The following is a 17112-nucleotide window of genomic DNA, read 5'->3' as shown; positions in this document are numbered from 1 at the left end:
TGTAGGGTGACTATGAATATAAAGCAAAAACTATTGCTGCTAACCGCGATGTCGGTGGTAGCCCTGTTGGCCGTGGCGGGTGTGGCATGGAAAGCGGAGAGCAAGCTTGGCAACATGCACCGTCAGTTAACCACAGTGTCTGACCTTGAAGTGATTCTGCTTAATTTGCGACGTAATGAAAAAGATTTTCTTGCTCGCATGGATCCCAAATATCTCTCCCGATTTGATAATAATGTTGATGCCTTCAATAGCCTGCTCGGTGAATTGCGCACGGAAAGCCAAGCGCTTGGCCTCGATACGCAAATTATTGGTCAAGTGTCGACAGCGATGCAAGGCTACGCGCAGGGGTTTCGTGACCTTGGCGCGGGCTATCAACGTCTCGGCCTAGAGGCCGGACAAGGTTTGCGTGGTGATATGCAACAAGCCAGTGAGAAGCTGGTTGCGGCGACCCAAAACGATATTGTGCTGGAAAGCAGCGCCCGACTGTTGGTGGCGGAGGCGAAGCTGTTCGTTAATAGCAGCAATATAAGTCACATCGAGCAATATCAACGGCAAATGAACGAGCTGACTGCCTACCTAAAAGGCGATTTGTTAGCGTTATTCCAAGCGCACCACACGACGGTAAAGGCGGTGGTAACGCAAAAAGAGCAACTGGGATTGGCGCATGACCAAGGCCTGCTGGGCAATATCCGTGGCAAGACCCACCAAGTTGAAGAGATGTTTGAAACCCTAAGTGAGTCATATCAAAGCGCCATTACCAAGGCGCAAAGAGAAACCATGGTACTGACTGCGTCGATTGTTATTCTCTTGGCGCTGGTAATGACGGTGGTCTCTTTGTGGATGAATCGAGGGATTCAACGCCGCATTTATAGCTTTAGTGAGAAAATGAGCCAGATCACGCAACAAAAAGATTTGACGTTGCGGGCCGATGAGGCGGGTCGTGATGAAATTGCGGCGATGGCCAAAGATGTTAATCAGATGCTGGCTGGCATCCAAACCATGGTGACGGATGTACGCTCTGCGGTGCAAGCGCTGCATCAAAGTGCCGAGCAAGTCGAATCGCGTAGTCATCAAACCAGCTCTGCACTGACCACCCAGTTAGATGAAACTACCCACGCAGCAACCGCGATGAACGAGATGGAAAGCACCATTCGTGATATTGCCAGTAATACCGATCAAGCCGCCGAAAACGCCCGTACCAGTTTGGGACGCGCGCAAAATGGCCAGCAAGTGGTGGATGATACCCGCACCATGATCATGACTTTGTCTGAAACGCTCAGTAATACCAGCAACGAAGTGTTGGAGCTGAGTAAACTGTCCGAGACAATTGGATCTGTGCTTGATGTCATCAAAGACATTTCCGAGCAAACGAACTTGCTGGCCCTGAACGCGGCGATTGAAGCGGCTCGAGCCGGTGAACAAGGGCGTGGTTTTGCGGTGGTTGCCGATGAGGTACGTCAGCTGGCGACCCGTACGCGAGAATCGACCGATGAAATCGCCGGTATTATTGGCTCATTGCAGGATCAAACCCAGTCGGTCGCGGAGCGTATGGAGCAAAGCCGCGAAGATGGGCAAACGTCGGTGTCTAAAGTGGAGGCGGCTTCCCAAGAGTTGGCGCAAATCATGGCTGATATGCAACATATCATGGACATGAGCACCCAGATCGCGACCGCCATTGAAGAGCAAAGTTCGGTTGCCAAAGAAGTGAACCAAAACGTGCATACCATTCAGGATATTGCTCAAACCAGTACCGATCGCGCCCAGCAAAACCGTGATGCAGCCCATCAGGTGGCGGAAGAGGCGGCGAACCTAGAGCGCGCAGTGAGCCAGTTTAAAAGCTGAGCAAACAATGCAGTAGATTGAGTGCTGTTTCGTTCAATGAGAAAAGGCCAGCGTTTGCTGGCCTTTATTATTACCGTCACATGGTTAGCAAGGTTGATCGGGCACCAAAATGGTTGGCCCAGAGTCGGGTAATTGCTCTGGATAATCAATTGTGTAGTGCAGCCCTCGGCTCTCCTTACGCTGCATGGCACATCGCACCATCAGTTCCGCCACTTGTAACAAGTTGCGCAGCTCTAGCAAGTTATTCGACACGCGGAAATTGGCGTAGTACTCGTGAGTTTCTTGCTTGAGCAGTTCAATACGACGCAGTGCGCGCTCCAGACGCTTGGTGGAGCGAACAATCCCCATATAATCCCACATGAACAAACGCAGCTCGTGCCAGTTGTGCTGGATAACCACTTCTTCATCGGAGCAAATTACTTGGCTCTCATCCCAAGCAGGTAGCGGCGCAAGCGGCTCAACATGGTCTTGGTGCGCTTTGATATGTTCAGCGGCAGACCACGCGTAGACCACACACTCCAGAAGCGAATTAGACGCCATCCGGTTGGCGCCGTGCAAGCCGGTATAGCTCACTTCGCCGATTGCATAGAGGCCCGGTAAATCGGTATTGCCGTTTTGGTCAACAATCACACCGCCACAGGTATAGTGAGCGGCCGGTACAATCGGAATCGCGTCCTTGGTGAGATCAAACCCATAGGTCTGCAGCTTCTCGTAAATGGTCGGGAAGTGCTTAGTGATAAAGTCAGGATCTTTATGACTGATATCTAAGTACATGCAATCAGCCCCGAGGCGCTTCATCTCATAGTCAATGGCGCGCGCCACCACATCACGTGGGGCTAGCTCGCCACGCGCATCAAACTCTGACATGAATCGTGTCCCGTCTGGGCGTTTGAGATGGGCGCCTTCACCACGTAATGCTTCGGTAAGCAAAAAGTTACGGGCATCAGGGTGATACAAACAGGTTGGGTGGAATTGATTGAATTCCAAATTAGCGACCCGACAGCCCGCACGCCAAGCCATAGCGATGCCATCACCAGATGACACATCTGGGTTCGAGGTATACTGATACACCTTGGATGCACCACCGGTCGCCAGCACTACAAAATTGGTCCGTACCGTGTCGACCACTTCGCGGTCGCGGTTCCAGACATAGGCACCTAACACATGATTGGGACCACCAAGGCCGATTTTTTTACGTGTAATAATGTCGAGCGCATTGTGGCGTTCGAGCAAGGTAATATTGGGGTGGTTGCGTACATTATCTTGCAGTGAGGTTTGCACGGCCATGCCGGTGGCATCCGCAGCATGAAGAATGCGGCGGTGACTATGTCCACCTTCGCGGGTGAGGTGATATTTCGGCGTGTCACTCTCAGTATCTTCTTGATCGAAAGGCACGCCGCCATCGATCAGCCATTGTACGCAATCTTTCGCATTTCGAGCGATAAAGTCGACAACTTGCGTATCACAAATGCCAGCGCCTGCAATTTGTGTGTCTTCAACGTGTGACTCGACAGAGTCCTGCTCATCAAAAACCGCGGCAATACCACCTTGCGCGTATAAGGTGGCTCCTTCGCTTAATGGGCCTTTGCTAAGTACAATCACTTTATGTGTGGGCGCCAAACGTAGCGCCAATGATAGGCCGGCGGCACCGCTGCCGATAACCAGCACATCACATTGATGTTCCTGAGTTGTGGTCGTCATGATCCCTGGTCCTCTTTCTACGCGGCCCATGTTACACCAATTTGTCATGCCTGCGCGCACTTGGATCAAATCACAGTGAACGGAGGGGGAAAGTTTGCAACCATGCTATCCTTCGGGCGACAATATAGGCGGGCTAGGTTGTCATAATTTAGCCATCCCGTCACAGTAATGTGATGACACCCAAAATAAAACCAATATGGTGAGGAACTTTTCCCCAGCCACTTCGTCGTAGTATGTGCGAATGCTCGCAAGAGGGTTTAACCGCGTTCTGACAACGTCGGGCACAGAATTTCGATAATCGGGCGGAAAGAACAACCAAGGAGTAAACGCTCGAATGAGCGAGCAGCTAACCGATCAGGTTCTAATAGAACGTGTACAGAATGGTGACAAGCAAGCATTCAACCTGTTAGTCGTCAAATATCAAAATAAGGTGTGCAACCTTATTGCCCGCTACGTGGGAACACACAGTGGCGATATTCCGGACATCGCACAAGAGGCGTTCATTAAAGCCTATCGTGCCTTACCGGGGTTTCGTGGTGAGAGTGSGTTTTATACTTGGCTGTATCGCATTGCGGTGAACACAGCAAAGAACCATTTGGTGGCGCAAGGGCGTCGTCCACCCGGCAGTGATATAGACGCAGAAGACGCAGAGAATTTTGAAAGCGGCGGCTCACTAAAAGAAATTTCGAACCCTGAGAACTTGATGTTGTCAGAGGAACTGAAGCAGGTAGTTTTTTCGACGATCGAATCACTGCCTGATGACTTAAAAACCGCAATTACGTTGCGTGAGCTCGATGGACTCAGCTACGAAGAAATTGCACAGGTAATGGATTGTCCAGTCGGTACGGTACGGTCTCGTATTTTCCGCGCTCGAGAAGCGGTGGAGAAGCGCATCCGACCACTGATGAAACGGTAACGTGTTTTGCTGGCTGCATGACGGTGACATGAATGACGGATAGAGAACAAATTTCAGCGTTGTTAGATGGTGAGGTCGTGGATAACGCAGTGATCCACCAACTCGAGCACGATAATGACGCGCTGCAAACATGGGAAAGTTTCGGGACCCTCCGTGACGTAATGCGAGGCGAAACCCCAAGTGCCGCACAGTGGGACATTGCTGGGGCAGTGGCGTCTGCGTTAGACAAGGAGCCAGCGCACACCCCTGTTCATCATCATGATAGTGATGTGGTACCTATGCATGAAGCGCAGCCGACGCCGGAAAAAGCCCGTCGTCACTTGCCCAACTGGCTTCAACAAGTCACGCAAGTGGGGATGGCCGCCTGTGTGTCATTGGCCGTGATTGTCGGTGTGCAGCAGTATAACCAGCCGGAGAGCACATCACCGGTAGCGAGTACCGCCACGCAGCCACCGGTACTAGAGACCATTCCTTTTTCGGGGGCCGCAGAACCGGTGAGTCTGAGCCGAGACGATTTTCGCTCAACGCCCACTGAAGCGCAGTTGATGGAGCAACGTCGCCGGATTAATGCGATGTTGAAAGACTACGAATTGCAGCTTCGTTTGAATAAAGATAGGCTGTCTGAGAATCAGACACTGGCACCGTCGATGAGCAGTACAAATCAATGAAAAAAACTCTGATCGGTGCGCTTGCGCTGGTCGGTTTGATGTCTGCGCAAGCCTCGGCCGAACCTTCTGCCGAGGCTTTGTTACATCAAATGGACGTCGCAAGCGACACATTAGACTATGAAGTGTCCTACATCATGGTCGGCAAAAATAGTTTAGAGCCGATGCGCTTTCGTCATGCGCGCGTGGGTGAGCATGCATTCGGGCACTTAATGTACCTCAGCGGACCGCCGCGCGAAGTGATCCGTCGCGGCGATGAAGTGAGCTACTTTGAGCCGGGATACGACCCCTTTACCATTGCCAGCGATCATATCGTTGCGCCACTTCCCACCTTGATTCAAACCGATATTGATGTCCTTGCACGTCAGTATGACTTTGTCTCAATGGGAGAATCTCGTGAAGCGGGTATGGCTTGCCAAGTGGTGCGAATTACCCCAAAAGATGGTGAGCGTTACTCGTATCTGTTGTGGATTGATGAAGAGAGCAAGCTTCCGGTCCGCGCGGATTTATTGGACCGAGATGGTGATCCGCTGGAGCAATATCGCGCATTGTCGCTCGTGGTCACGCCGCGCATTAGCGAAGCGATGCAGCAACTGGCAGAACTCACGCTGCCCCCCGTACTCAAACTGCCCACTACCAGCCGCTCATCATTAGATTGGCAAGTCACCCAATTACCGGATGGTTTTGAGCCTGTGTACAGCAATCGCCATCGTTTGATGATGACCAAGCGTGCGGTTGAAAGCCAAATGTTTAGCGACGGCCTGTTCAGTTTTTCGGTTTATTTGGCCAAAGCGGACGATGTCTCGGTACGTGAGCAAATTGTTCGTCAGGGGCGCCGGACGTTGCACAGTGTGATTAGCGGAAACGCAGAGATTACCGTGGTGGGTGATATTCCGCCTGAAACTGCTAAACGTGTCGCTAATTCGGTGCGTATCACCGATAATGGAGAGAAAGCATCGCAACAGGTTGAACAATGATTAAAGCGCTCGCGGAAGTGACTGGATATCAAGATGGCTGGCTGGCACTGGCGTGTCAGCAACAAACCAGCTGTGGCAGTTGCCAATCACAAAGTCAGTGTGGCACCGGTATCGTGTCTAAAGCGTTGCCCGGTAAGGTCAATCATGTCAAAGTGCGTGCCCCCAAAGCATTACCGGTCGGGACCTTGGTTGAAATTGGTCTCGCGGAAGTCACCTTGGTGCGTTCCGCGTTGATTGTGTATCTGGTGCCGCTGGTGATGTTGATGGTGGGCGCACTGCTTGGTCAGTTTGTGTTTGCCGAGCTTGCCAGTGGCGGCGAGGCTGGTGTGATTGCCACCAGTGTTGGTTTTGGCACACTCGGTGTACTGATTGCGCGTTATTTGGCGGCACGGGTAGGGACGCCTGAGCAACAGCAGCCCCAGTTATTACGCGTGATGGGAGAGCCAGTTTCCGAGCTCGCGGTGATAAATGCAGCACGTCAGGATAGCGACTAGCCACTATTTTCGGTAGAATCCGCCCCACCTGATCCTAGGATCCCATTCTTATAGATAACGAGTAAGTCACACTAACACATGAAGCATATTCGTAACTTTTCGATCATCGCCCACATTGACCACGGTAAGTCGACCCTTTCCGATCGACTCATTCAAGTATGTGGGGGCCTTACTGACCGGGAAATGGCTTCTCAGGTCCTCGACTCTATGGACTTAGAGCGCGAGCGCGGTATCACCATCAAAGCACAGAGTGTGACACTGAACTATAAAGCCAAAGACGGCAATGAGTATCAGCTTAACTTCATCGATACGCCAGGACACGTCGACTTCTCTTATGAGGTGTCACGCTCACTGAAAGCGTGTGAAGGTGCTTTGCTGGTGGTAGATGCTGGACAGGGCGTGGAAGCTCAGACCCTAGCAAACTGCTACACCGCGATTGAAATGGACTTGGAAGTCGTGCCTGTTCTGAACAAAATCGACCTTCCAGCTGCCGACCCTGATCGCGTCGCGCAAGAAATTGAAGACATCGTGGGTATTGAAGCCATTGATGCTACCCGCTGTTCGGCGAAAACCGGCGTGGGCGTGGATGATGTACTGGAAGATATTGTACGTCTTATCCCGCCACCAGAAGGCGATCCGAATGCTCCCACGCAAGCCCTGATCATTGACTCTTGGTTTGATAACTACCTAGGGGTGGTGTCATTGGTGCGTATCCGTGAAGGTGAGCTCAAAAAAGGCGATAAAGTCAAAATCATGAGCACCGGCCAAGAGTGGAACATTGATAGCATCGGCATTTTCACGCCGAAACGCAAAGAGCTCCAAGGGCTGAAAACGGGTGAAGTGGGCTGGGTGATCTGTGGCATTAAAGACATTCTTGGCGCCCCAGTGGGTGACACCATTACCCATGCAAAAAATGGCTGTGAAAAGCGCATTGAAGGTTTCCAAAAGGTCAAGCCACAGGTGTATGCCGGTTTGTTCCCGATCTCCTCGGATGATTATGAAAACTTCCGCGATGCGCTAGGCAAACTGAGCTTAAACGACGCCTCACTGTTTTATGAACCAGAAAGCTCAGCGGCGCTGGGCTTTGGTTTCCGCTGTGGTTTCCTTGGCATGCTCCATATGGAAATCATCCAAGAGCGTCTTGAGCGTGAATACAACCTCGACCTGATTACCACCGCCCCGACGGTTGTGTACGAAGTGACACAAAACGACGGAGAAGTGGTGTACGTGGATAGCCCTGCGAAGCTGCCGCCGATCAACGATATCGACACCATCGGTGAGCCGATTGCCCGTTGTAACATCTTGGTGCCAAGTGAGTTCGTCGGTAACGTTATCTCCTTATGTGTGGAGAAGCGCGGCATGCAAGTAGATATGGTGTATCACGGCAACCAAGTGGCGCTAACCTACGATATCCCAATGGCTGAAGTGGTCTTGGACTTCTTCGACCGGATTAAATCGACGTCCCGCGGTTACGCCTCTTTGGATTACAACTTCCAGCGCTATGAAGTATCAGACATGGTGCGGGTAGATATTCTTCTTAACGGCGACCGTGTTGATGCCTTGGCGATTATTACTCACCGTGATAATGCCCAGCCTCGAGGCCGTGATTTGGTTGAGAAGATGAAAGAGTTCATCCCACGTCAGCAATTTGATATTGCGATTCAGGCGGCGATTGGTAACCACATCATTGCACGCTCAACCGTGAAGCAGTTACGTAAAAACGTTACAGCTAAATGTTATGGCGGTGACGTGAGCCGTAAGAAAAAACTACTGCAAAAACAAAAAGAAGGTAAGAAGCGCATGAAGCAGATCGGTAACGTCGAACTGCCGCAAGAAGCCTTTTTGGCCATTTTGCACGTGGGTAAAGACAAATAATAACGGATTAAAGTATGGCCAATACATTTTCTTTGATACTGGTGTTGGTGACTGTGGTCACCGGCATAATTTGGGTATTAGACAAGTACCGTTGGGCGCCGCAACGTCGCCAAGCGGCCGCGAAAACCCTCAATGTGTCTGACAGCGACGTCGATAGCGAACAAGTCGCCAAGGTGGCGCCTCAGCCCAGCTGGATTGAGAACGCGGTATCGATTTTCCCGGTCATTGCCGTGGTATTGGTCTTGCGATCCTTTATTTATGAGCCTTTTCAAATTCCATCAGGATCCATGATGCCAACCTTGCTGGTTGGCGATTTTATTTTGGTGGAAAAGTTTGCCTATGGGCTGCGCGATCCTGCGTTTCATACCGAGCTGGTTGAAACCGGCAAACCGGAACGCGGTGATATCGTGGTCTTTAAGTATCCACCACAACCGAATATCGATTACATCAAGCGAACGATCGGATTGCCCGGCGATACCATTGTCTATACCAAAGAAAAACGACTGTGTATCCAGCCAAAAGGGCAATCACAATGCGAGCCTGTGCCCATTGATAATATTGAGCCGAGCGAGTTTTCCCAAGGCGGTGTGAACTTGATTCAGGCGCAAGAAACCTTGGGCGCGCAAGCACACCAGATCCTCGTGAACCCATCCCGCAATGACCGCGTGGCTGCTTATCAGCCTCGTCCGGGCGTTAACCGCTGGGTGGTGCCAGAAGGCCACTACTTCATGATGGGAGATAACCGAGATAACAGTGCCGATAGCCGTTTCTGGGGATTTGTCCCTGAACGCAACTTGGTCGGTAAGGCGGTAGCTATATGGGTAAGCTTTGAGTTCGAACGCGACAGTGATAGCTGGCTACCATCTTGGGTGCCGACAGGCGTTCGCTTTAACCGTATTGGTGGTATTAATTAATTCTGGAACATGATGACAACACTAACAGATAAACTGCAGCGTGAGATTGGTTACCAATTCAATAACGCGGCATTACTTGAGCTTGCACTGACACACAGAAGCGCCAATGGCACCCACAATGAGCGTTTGGAGTTTCTGGGGGATTCCATTCTCAGCTTTGTGATTGCTGACGATCTCTACCACCGTTTTCCTAAAGTGGATGAGGGGGATATGAGTCGTATGCGCGCGACCTTGGTTCGTGGCAATACCTTGGCTGAGATTGGCCGTGAGTTTTCACTGGGCGAAGTACTGCGCCTTGGCCCAGGAGAACTTAAAAGTGGCGGCTACCGCCGAGACTCAATTTTGGCGGATGCGGTAGAAGCGCTGATTGGTGCTATCTTTTTGGATAGTGATATTGATACGGTGCAGCGCATTATCCTCAATTGGTATCAACAACGCTTAAATACCATTGAGCCGGGCGTCAGCCAAAAAGATCCCAAAACCCGCTTGCAAGAGCACCTACAAGGCAAGCGTAAACCGTTACCGTCTTACACGGTAATGAAAGTACGTGGCGAGGCACACAACCAAGAGTTTACGGTGGAGTGTCAAGTGGCAGGACTGGAGCGTTCTGTGATAGGTAAAGGCAGCAGTCGTCGCAAGGCAGAGCAAGCGGCTGCAGAGTTAGCATTACAGAAGTTGGCACAATGACACAAGCACAGCACTGCGGATTTATCGCCATAGTCGGGCGTCCAAACGTCGGCAAATCGACCTTGCTCAATCGTCTCGTTGGGCAAAAGCTCTCGATTACGTCACGCAAACCGCAAACCACGCGTCACCGTATCATGGGCGTAGATACCCGTGATAACTATCAAGCCGTCTATGTAGACACGCCGGGGCTGCATATTGAAGAAAAGCGCGCGATCAACCGCCTGATGAACCGAGCGGCAAACAGCTCGTTGACCGATGTTGAGCTCGTTCTTTTCTTGGTGGATGGTACCCACTGGACCAAAGATGACGAAATGGTTCTGAACAAGCTGGCGCGTTCAGGGTTGCCAACCGTACTCTTGGTTAACAAAGTCGATAATGTGCGTGAAAAGACCGAACTCTTCCCGCACCTACAAACCTTGTCGGAAAAGATGGAGTTTGTTGATGTGATCCCTGTATCCGCGAAACACGGTACCAATATCGATGTGGTCGAGCAGCGTGTTCGCGATGCGTTGCCTGAGTGTGAGTACTACTTCCCTGAAGAGTATGTGACAGATCGCTCGCAACGCTTTATGGCGTCAGAAATCATTCGTGAAAAGCTAATGCGTTTCACGGGTGAAGAGTTGCCTTACTCGGTGACCGTCGAAATCGAGCGCTTTGATTACAATCCAGAGACGGATGGTTTTCATATCAATGGCCTGATTTTGGTCGAGCGCCATGGCCAAAAGAAAATGGTGATTGGTAAAGGCGGCGAGAAAATCAAACGTATCGGCCGCGAGGCCCGACTCGATATGGAAGATCTGTTTGAGCGCAAGGTCTACCTCGAGCTTTGGGTCAAAGTAAAATCCGGTTGGGCAGATGACGAACGTGCACTGCGCAGCTTGGGCTACATTGACGATCTCTAAGTTACCCACTCGGTAGCCATACACAGGAGGGGCGGCGTGGACGGCTTTCAACGCGGTTTTGTGCTTCACTCACGCCCCTATAGCGAAACCAGCCTGATCCTTGATGTGTTCTCTGAAGGCGAGGGCCGAGTTAGCTTGCTGGCTAAAGGCGCGCGCGGTAAGCGCTCTGCACTCAAAGGCGCCTTACAACCTTTCACCCCACTGTTGCTAAAATGGGGCGGTCGCGGTGAATTGCGTACTTTACGGAGCGCTGAAGCGACCGGTTTAGCGTTACCACTTTCTGGTAATGCGCTCTATTCTGGCTTTTATCTCAACGAAGTTTTAATGCGCGTCCTTGAGCCGCAAACGCCGTACCCGACGGTCTTCCTCGATTATGTCACTGCACTGACGCAACTAGCACGCTATAACAACCCCGAGCCGGCACTGCGCCGTTTTGAACTCGCGTTACTCGAGGCGCTGGGCTATGGGGTTGATTTTCTTCATTGCGCTGGCAGTGGTGACCCGATTGACGATAACATGACGTATCTGTTTCGCGAACAACAAGGGTTTGTCGCGTCCCTGATGAAAAGCCAACAGCGGCAGTTTACCGGTCACGATCTGCGTGCGCTGGCGACGCGTCAATTTGACACCAGCGACCAATTGCGGGCTGCGAAGCGGTTTACACGCATTGCGCTTAAGCCATACTTAGGCCCTAAGCCGCTAAAAAGCAGAGAATTGTTTAGAAGGAAATAATCATGAATAAGATTTACTTGGGTGTGAATATTGATCACATTGCCACTGTGCGTAATGCGCGTGGCACCGCGTACCCAGATCCTGTCCACGCGGCTGAAATGGCAGAACGTGCCGGAGCGGATGGCATCACTGTCCATTTGCGTGAAGATCGTCGTCATATCACGGACCGCGATGTGCGCATTCTCAAAGAAACGCTACAAACGCGCATGAATTTAGAAATGGCAGTGACCGATGAAATGGTGAAAATTGCCCTCGACACCCAACCCGAATTCGTCTGCTTAGTTCCCGAAAAGCGTGAAGAATTGACCACGGAGGGAGGGTTAGATGTCGCCGGTCAGTTAGACAAAGTAAAAGCGGCAACACAAACTCTGACTCAGGCTGGCATAAAAGTGTCGCTATTTATCGATGCTGACCGTGAGCAGATTGATGCCGCTCACCAGTGTGGTGCGCCTTATATCGAGCTGCATACAGGTCACTATGCTGATGCCAGTAACGACAACGACCGCCAAGCTGAATTGAAGAAGATTTCCGCTGCTGCCAGCTACGCGGCGGATCTGGGCATTAAAGTGAACGCCGGACACGGCCTGACTTACCATAACGTCACGCCGATTGCGGCGATGCCAGAAATGCATGAGCTGAATATTGGTCACGCGATTATTGGCCGCGCCATGTTTGATGGCCTGCAAAAAGCTGTGGCGGATATGAAAGCGATCATGGAATCCGCGCGTCGCTAATGGCCATTTTAGGCGTTGGCACTGACATTGTTGAGATAGCGCGCATTGAGGCGGCGCTGTCTCGCAGTGTCCGTTTTGCGGATCGTATTCTGACTGAGCCAGAGCGGGCGCAAATGGCGGCAACTCAGCAGCCAGGGCGCTATNAGCACTAGGAACCGGGATTGCTCAAGGGGTCAGCTTTCAAGACTTTACGGTGAGCAATCAACCGTCGGGGCAGCCCGTGCTGACCCTGTCTGGCAAGGCACAACAGCTAGCGATAGCTCGAGGTGTCAGCCACTGCTGGCTGACGCTCTCTGATGAAAAAGCTTATGCGGTGGCGCACGTAATCCTTGAAGGCACACCGGCGGCTTAAGGCCGCCGAGGGTGTTTTACGCGTCGTCGTTCAAATACTGGGGCGCCAGTTGTTCGATATGGGCAATCTCATCTTGTAGTTCCAATAACTCTGGCTCGACGGTGTCGATATCTGCGCCTGCTTTGAGCTGCGTTTCTAGCTCATGGCACAGCGCTTTGAGTTGCGGAACCCCGCTGTATGCGCAGCTGCCATGTAACTTATGAATTGCTTGCCATAAATCCTCGGTAGAGCAGGTACCGGCCAATGCGTGCTCCACGATGGTTTTGACACCAGCAAATGAGGCAATTAGCATCTCTAGCATTTCTTTGGCGAGATCTTCTTTACCCGCGGCTTGGCTTAACGCTCGTTGCCAATCGAGGTGGCGCGCACTTTGATCGGTGCAAACCGCTTTCGGGGCGGGTTCCACATCACTCACCGTCACGGCGGAAAGCTCGTCAAAGCGTAGCCAGCGTGCGAGGGTGCTTTCTAACATGGCTTCTTCAATCGGTTTGGTCAGATAGTCATCCATGCCCGCTTCCAATAGGCGCTCGCGCTCGCCCGGCATCGCATGGGCGGTGACAGCCACAATGGGGGTTTGCTGATTCATGCCCGCTTTACGAATTTCCTGACAGGCCGTGACCCCATCCATTTCTGGCATCTGGATATCCATCAAGATGATGTCGAAAGCTTGCTGGTGGGCAAGTGCTAAGGCTTTAACCCCATTTTCGGCGGTCACCACTTTCTCGACCCGTTCGGCCAGCAAAGCGGTGATCAGCTTTAAGTTGGCGGGGTTATCATCGACGGTCATCACTGTGTACGGCGCTTTTTGATGGCTGCTGGGTTTCGGCAGCGGTAGCGGCGTAGGCTCGGGCGAGCCCAGTAATGTCTCAAGGAGCTTGCGTTGCGGGATAGGTTTTGCAATGCAGGCGCTGACGCCGGCTTTTAATAAGTGTTCGGAGGCTTCCAGCTCAGTGGTCGGTAGACACACAATCACACTGTTTGCTCGCTGCTCACAGGCGAGCACGGCTTGTTTCATGCTTTCGATTTCTGGCATTTTTCCGGCGTCAAAACATAACAGCGCAAAGGTGTATGCGTGATCGCTGAGCATCTCGACATCGGCGACGGTATCGATGTTTAACCCCACTTGCCCTAATCGATGGCGGAGGATTTCCCGTGTGCGAGGGTTGGGTTCAACAATCACCAGATCACGGCCAACCAGCGGCTCGATATCAATTGGCTGCGAGACGGGTAAATCAGTCTGCGTGAGTTTCAACGTAAACCAGAATGAAGAACCTTGGTGGAGGCGACTGGTAAAGCCGATGTCTCCGCCCATCTGTTGCACCAATTTTTGGGTGATCACCAACCCAAGGCCTGTCCCGCCATAACGGCGTGAGATACTGGCATCGGCCTGACGGAAGGCTTGGAAAAGCTGGGCTTGCTGGCGCTCTGAGATGCCAATGCCGGTATCTTTGACCATAAACTGCAGCTCCATGGTTTCATCATGTAGCTGTTTTAAATCGACACTGACATCAATATTGCCGCGCTCTGTGAATTTGGCAGCATTACCAATCAAGTTGATCAGCACTTGCTGAATACGTAGCGGGTCACCAACCGCGCCAGCAGGGATACGGGCATCGGCACGTAAGGTTAGCTCCAGCCCTTTTTCATGCGCCATGGGTGCGAGCAGACGCATGACTTCATCCAGCATGTCTTGGAAGTCAAAAGGAATGTTTTCCAGCAGCAGTTTCCCAGCTTCGAGTTTGGAGAAGTCGAGAATGTCGTTGATGATGGTCAATAGGTTGTTGGCCGACTTTTCTATGGTCAGCAAGTAATCGCGTTGGCTACTGCTCAACTCTGTTTTCAACATCTGACGGGTAAAGCCAATCACCCCGTTCAAAGGCGTTCTCAACTCGTGAGACATATTCGCTAAGAACTCAGATTTCACCCGAGCGGCTTCTTGAGCATTCTTTTTGGCAATGTCTAATTCAACGTTTTGGATCTCGAGCTGCTCGAGGGTTTCGCGCAAGTCACAGGTAGCCTGATCAATGCTTTGCTGCATTTCCAAGTGATACTCGGAAAGCGAAATGGCCATGGCGTTGATGCCATTTTTGAGGGTGTCGAGCTCACCCAGCAGCTCACCTTCAATACGAACATCCAAGTGCCCGCGACGGATTCTATCGACTAAGCTCACCATATTCGCAATAGGGTGGGTGACATCTGAGATCAATCGGTATGCAAAGAAGCATGAGAGGATCACGCCGAGTGCGACCATCACCAATGCGGTGATCATCTCTTGATATTGCTTTAGCCGCACCGAGCTTAGATCCAGCTCCATCGCAATATAGCCTAAGGGGCGCTCGACGTTTAACCCAGGCGTAAAACGGCCAATTTCCAGAATAGGCGCCCGTAAAATCAGGGTCTCTTGCTGTTGGCTTACCTGTAACTGGGTCGGGATGGGTTGGCCATTATTGACCGATAGCATCGCCAAATCACGGTGATAGTTGGAGGTAACAAACAATTCGTTGTGGCGATCGAACACCGCAATACTGCGCACAAACTGGGAGTGCTGACGGTGCGCAAAGCCAATCAAGCGTCGCACATTTTCGCGGCTATCGTTTTTTAATCCAACCTCACTGGCAATCGCCAAAGGCTCGATAATGGCAGACCCTGTGATGGTAAGTTGTTGTTCCAAATCCTGATAACGCGTGCTGGTAAAGAACGCACTCAGCAGGAGGCCAACAATCAAGGTAGGCGCAATGGTCAACACGGAGACACGGGTGCGGAGTCCATATTTGGTCATGCTGGATAAACTATGGGAAAATAATGGCTGTAATTAGCTGCCAGTGTACATGATTCAATAACTAAATAGTCAGCGAACTATCACAACTCCCACTGGCAGGACCTCTTTGACTCGCTTGCGACGACAAGCACTTTGACACTGGAATCCACCATGGCGCGCTTTTTTAAGCCTCAGAAGAAAAAAAACGTTGAACAAAAGCATCAGTTGCTCGCGATTCAACGCCTCGACCACCACGGTGATGGGGTCGGCTATTGGCAGAAAAAACCTGTCTTTGTTCCGGGTACCTTGCCCGGTGAACAGGCGCTGGTGCAGCTCACCGAGCAAAAGCGCCAGTATGCGCGGGCCAAACTGATTAAACTCGACCAGCGCGCGGAAACTCGCATTGAGCCGGCTTGTCCTTTGTATCAGCAATGTGGCGGCTGTAGTTTGCAGCATTTAAGCCATTCAGGCCAAGTGGCACACAAGCGCGCAGTGCTGACAGAATTGATTGAAAAATTTGCCGGAGACGAGACGGTCGAGCTGTCAGATGGCGCTATCGATAGCCCTTGGCAGTATCGTCGTCGCGCGCGCATCAGCTTGAAAGTCGATAATAAAGGGGCGCTGACCATGGGGTTTCGAGCCCGTCAAAGCAATGCCATTGTCGATGTGGGCCACTGTCCTGTTCTCAGTGAACCCTTAAATCAGCTGCTTGCTAGCTTACGGCCTTGTTTAGATGGGCTGCGAGGACGCCGAATCCTCGGCCATGTTGATTTGATTGAGGCAGACAATGGCTGTATTGCGTCGTTGCGCACCACCAAGGCGTTGCATCCAGAAGATAGGCAAGCGCTTCAAGCATGGGCAGAGCTGACAGGCTGCATGTTGTATTGGCAGCAAGCTGACGGGCCGCTTGAGCGAGTGGTGGGCGAGCCTCCGTATTACGAGAGCCAACAAACCCGCCTCCATTTTCAGCCTGGCGACTTTATTCAAGTCAACGCGGCGGTGAACCAAAAGATGGTTGCCCAAGCTCTGAATTGGCTAGAGCTTGCGTCAACCGATGTGGTGTTGGATCTGTTTTGTGGTCTTGGCAATTTCAGCATCCCCATGGCAAAACAGGCGAAAACCGTGATTGGTGTAGAAGGGGTTGAGGCGATGGTGTCGCAAGCTCAGAATAATGCGAAGGTCAACCAAGTAAGCAATGCGCAGTTTTACCAAGCAGATCTCAATGGTGAGACGCTGAATGGGGACTGGACACGGCACGCATTTGATAAAATCCTGCTCGATCCTGCCCGAGCAGGGGCTGCCGGAGTGATGGACTTTGTGGCACAATCTAGCGCTACACACATTGTTTATGTGTCCTGCAACCCAGCAACGCTGGCGCGGGATAGTCGCGTGTTGTTGGCGCAGGGTTACCAACTAACTCGCTTGAGTATGCTTGATATGTTTCCGCAAACAGGGCATTTGGAATCCATGGCACTGTTTCGACGCTAGGAGTCGTCAATGATGTGTTCGATCTAAAGCCACGCGGTTAAACATGGATATGCCTCTTTCGCTGAGGCGAAAGAT

Annotated in this window: 14 protein-coding genes and 1 pseudogene; 13 read left to right on the top strand and 2 right to left on the bottom strand. The window is 51.7% G+C overall.

Annotated features, from left to right (window positions below):
- The first annotated feature begins 12 nt into the window (after window positions 1-12).
- Window positions 13-1842, top strand: a complete 1830-nt coding sequence (locus BZJ17_RS01230; RefSeq protein ID WP_077639523.1) for a methyl-accepting chemotaxis protein — start codon at window positions 13-15, stop codon at window positions 1840-1842.
- 84 nt (window positions 1843-1926) lie between these two features.
- On the opposite strand, the gene nadB is transcribed toward BZJ17_RS01230, so the two are convergent.
- On the bottom strand, window positions 1927-3543 hold the full coding sequence (nadB, locus tag BZJ17_RS01225) for an L-aspartate oxidase (RefSeq protein WP_069591283.1): 1617 nt from the start codon (window positions 3541-3543) through the stop codon (window positions 1927-1929).
- A 334-nt stretch (window positions 3544-3877) separates the two neighbouring features.
- Between nadB and rpoE the strand changes: the two genes are divergently transcribed.
- The 11 genes and pseudogenes from rpoE (at window position 3878) to acpS (ending at window position 12791) form a co-directional block, all read left to right on the top strand.
- Window positions 3878-4459, top strand: a complete 582-nt coding sequence (gene rpoE / locus BZJ17_RS01220) for an RNA polymerase sigma factor RpoE (protein ID WP_077639521.1) — start codon at window positions 3878-3880, stop codon at window positions 4457-4459.
- 32 nt (window positions 4460-4491) lie between these two features.
- On the top strand, window positions 4492-5127 hold the full coding sequence (locus BZJ17_RS01215; protein WP_077639520.1) for an RseA family anti-sigma factor: 636 nt from the start codon (window positions 4492-4494) through the stop codon (window positions 5125-5127).
- A complete protein-coding gene (gene rseB, locus BZJ17_RS01210) occupies window positions 5124-6101 on the top strand; it encodes a sigma-E factor regulatory protein RseB (RefSeq protein ID WP_077479923.1) in 978 nt (325 codons plus the stop codon). The genes BZJ17_RS01215 and rseB overlap by 4 nt, the downstream gene beginning before the upstream one ends.
- On the top strand, window positions 6098-6595 hold the full coding sequence (locus tag BZJ17_RS01205) for a SoxR reducing system RseC family protein (RefSeq protein ID WP_077639519.1): 498 nt from the start codon (window positions 6098-6100) through the stop codon (window positions 6593-6595). Before rseB ends, BZJ17_RS01205 begins: the two co-directional genes overlap by 4 nt.
- Before the next feature lie 78 nt (window positions 6596-6673).
- Window positions 6674-8470, top strand: a complete 1797-nt coding sequence (gene lepA / locus BZJ17_RS01200) for a translation elongation factor 4 (RefSeq protein WP_069591298.1) — start codon at window positions 6674-6676, stop codon at window positions 8468-8470.
- Window positions 8471-8484: 14 nt separating this feature from the next.
- A complete protein-coding gene (lepB, locus tag BZJ17_RS01195) occupies window positions 8485-9384 on the top strand; it encodes a signal peptidase I (RefSeq protein WP_077455272.1) in 900 nt (299 codons plus the stop codon).
- Window positions 9385-9396: 12 nt separating this feature from the next.
- Window positions 9397-10071 (top strand): ribonuclease III, encoded by a 675-nt coding sequence (gene rnc / locus BZJ17_RS01190; RefSeq protein WP_069591301.1) that lies wholly within the window; start codon window positions 9397-9399, stop codon window positions 10069-10071.
- Window positions 10068-10973: a GTPase Era gene (gene era, locus BZJ17_RS01185; protein WP_069591303.1), complete on the top strand. Its 906-nt coding sequence runs from the start codon at window positions 10068-10070 to the stop codon at window positions 10971-10973. The genes rnc and era overlap by 4 nt, the downstream gene beginning before the upstream one ends.
- Before the next feature lie 36 nt (window positions 10974-11009).
- The gene (gene recO, locus BZJ17_RS01180) at window positions 11010-11705 is read left to right on the top strand and encodes a DNA repair protein RecO (protein WP_069591305.1); all 696 of its coding nucleotides are present in this window, start codon (window positions 11010-11012) and stop codon (window positions 11703-11705) included.
- 2 nt (window positions 11706-11707) lie between these two features.
- Window positions 11708-12439 carry a pyridoxine 5'-phosphate synthase gene (pdxJ, locus tag BZJ17_RS01175; RefSeq protein ID WP_069591306.1) on the top strand — a complete coding sequence of 244 codons (732 nt, stop codon included), beginning with the start codon at window positions 11708-11710 and terminating at the stop codon, window positions 12437-12439.
- A pseudogene (gene acpS / locus BZJ17_RS17125) lies at window positions 12439-12791 on the top strand (holo-ACP synthase). Before pdxJ ends, acpS begins: the two are co-directional and overlap by 1 nt.
- Before the next feature lie 16 nt (window positions 12792-12807).
- Here acpS and barA read toward each other — a convergent pair.
- The gene (gene barA / locus BZJ17_RS01165; RefSeq protein WP_069591310.1) at window positions 12808-15570 is read right to left on the bottom strand and encodes a two-component sensor histidine kinase BarA; all 2763 of its coding nucleotides are present in this window, start codon (window positions 15568-15570) and stop codon (window positions 12808-12810) included.
- Window positions 15571-15720: 150 nt separating this feature from the next.
- Here barA and rlmD point away from each other — a divergent pair, with 150 nt between their 5' ends.
- Window positions 15721-17037, top strand: coding sequence for a 23S rRNA (uracil(1939)-C(5))-methyltransferase RlmD (gene rlmD / locus BZJ17_RS01160; RefSeq protein ID WP_077639518.1), 1317 nt, complete (start codon window positions 15721-15723; stop codon window positions 17035-17037).
- The last annotated feature ends 75 nt before the right edge of the window (window positions 17038-17112 follow it).

It is taken from the genome of Salinivibrio sp. IB574, from assembly GCF_001996205.1.
Lineage (GTDB): Bacteria > Pseudomonadota > Gammaproteobacteria > Enterobacterales > Vibrionaceae > Salinivibrio > Salinivibrio proteolyticus.
Note: the sequence above shows the minus strand (reverse complement) of the source record. Positions and strands in the feature narration are given on the sequence as shown.

Coding starts and splice junctions, on each gene's coding strand:
- nadB (WP_069591283.1), bottom strand. CDS start 3,543: ATGACGACCACAACTCAGGAACATCAATGTGATGTGCTGGTTATCGGC.
- barA (WP_069591310.1), bottom strand. CDS start 15,570: ATGACCAAATATGGACTCCGCACCCGTGTCTCCGTGTTGACCATTGCG.
- BZJ17_RS01230 (WP_077639523.1), top strand. CDS start 13: ATGAATATAAAGCAAAAACTATTGCTGCTAACCGCGATGTCGGTGGTA.
- rnc (WP_069591301.1), top strand. CDS start 9,397: ATGACAACACTAACAGATAAACTGCAGCGTGAGATTGGTTACCAATTC.
- pdxJ (WP_069591306.1), top strand. CDS start 11,708: ATGAATAAGATTTACTTGGGTGTGAATATTGATCACATTGCCACTGTG.
- BZJ17_RS01205 (WP_077639519.1), top strand. CDS start 6,098: ATGATTAAAGCGCTCGCGGAAGTGACTGGATATCAAGATGGCTGGCTG.
- era (WP_069591303.1), top strand. CDS start 10,068: ATGACACAAGCACAGCACTGCGGATTTATCGCCATAGTCGGGCGTCCA.
- lepB (WP_077455272.1), top strand. CDS start 8,485: ATGGCCAATACATTTTCTTTGATACTGGTGTTGGTGACTGTGGTCACC.
- BZJ17_RS01215 (WP_077639520.1), top strand. CDS start 4,492: ATGACGGATAGAGAACAAATTTCAGCGTTGTTAGATGGTGAGGTCGTG.
- lepA (WP_069591298.1), top strand. CDS start 6,674: ATGAAGCATATTCGTAACTTTTCGATCATCGCCCACATTGACCACGGT.
- rseB (WP_077479923.1), top strand. CDS start 5,124: ATGAAAAAAACTCTGATCGGTGCGCTTGCGCTGGTCGGTTTGATGTCT.
- rlmD (WP_077639518.1), top strand. CDS start 15,721: ATGGCGCGCTTTTTTAAGCCTCAGAAGAAAAAAAACGTTGAACAAAAG.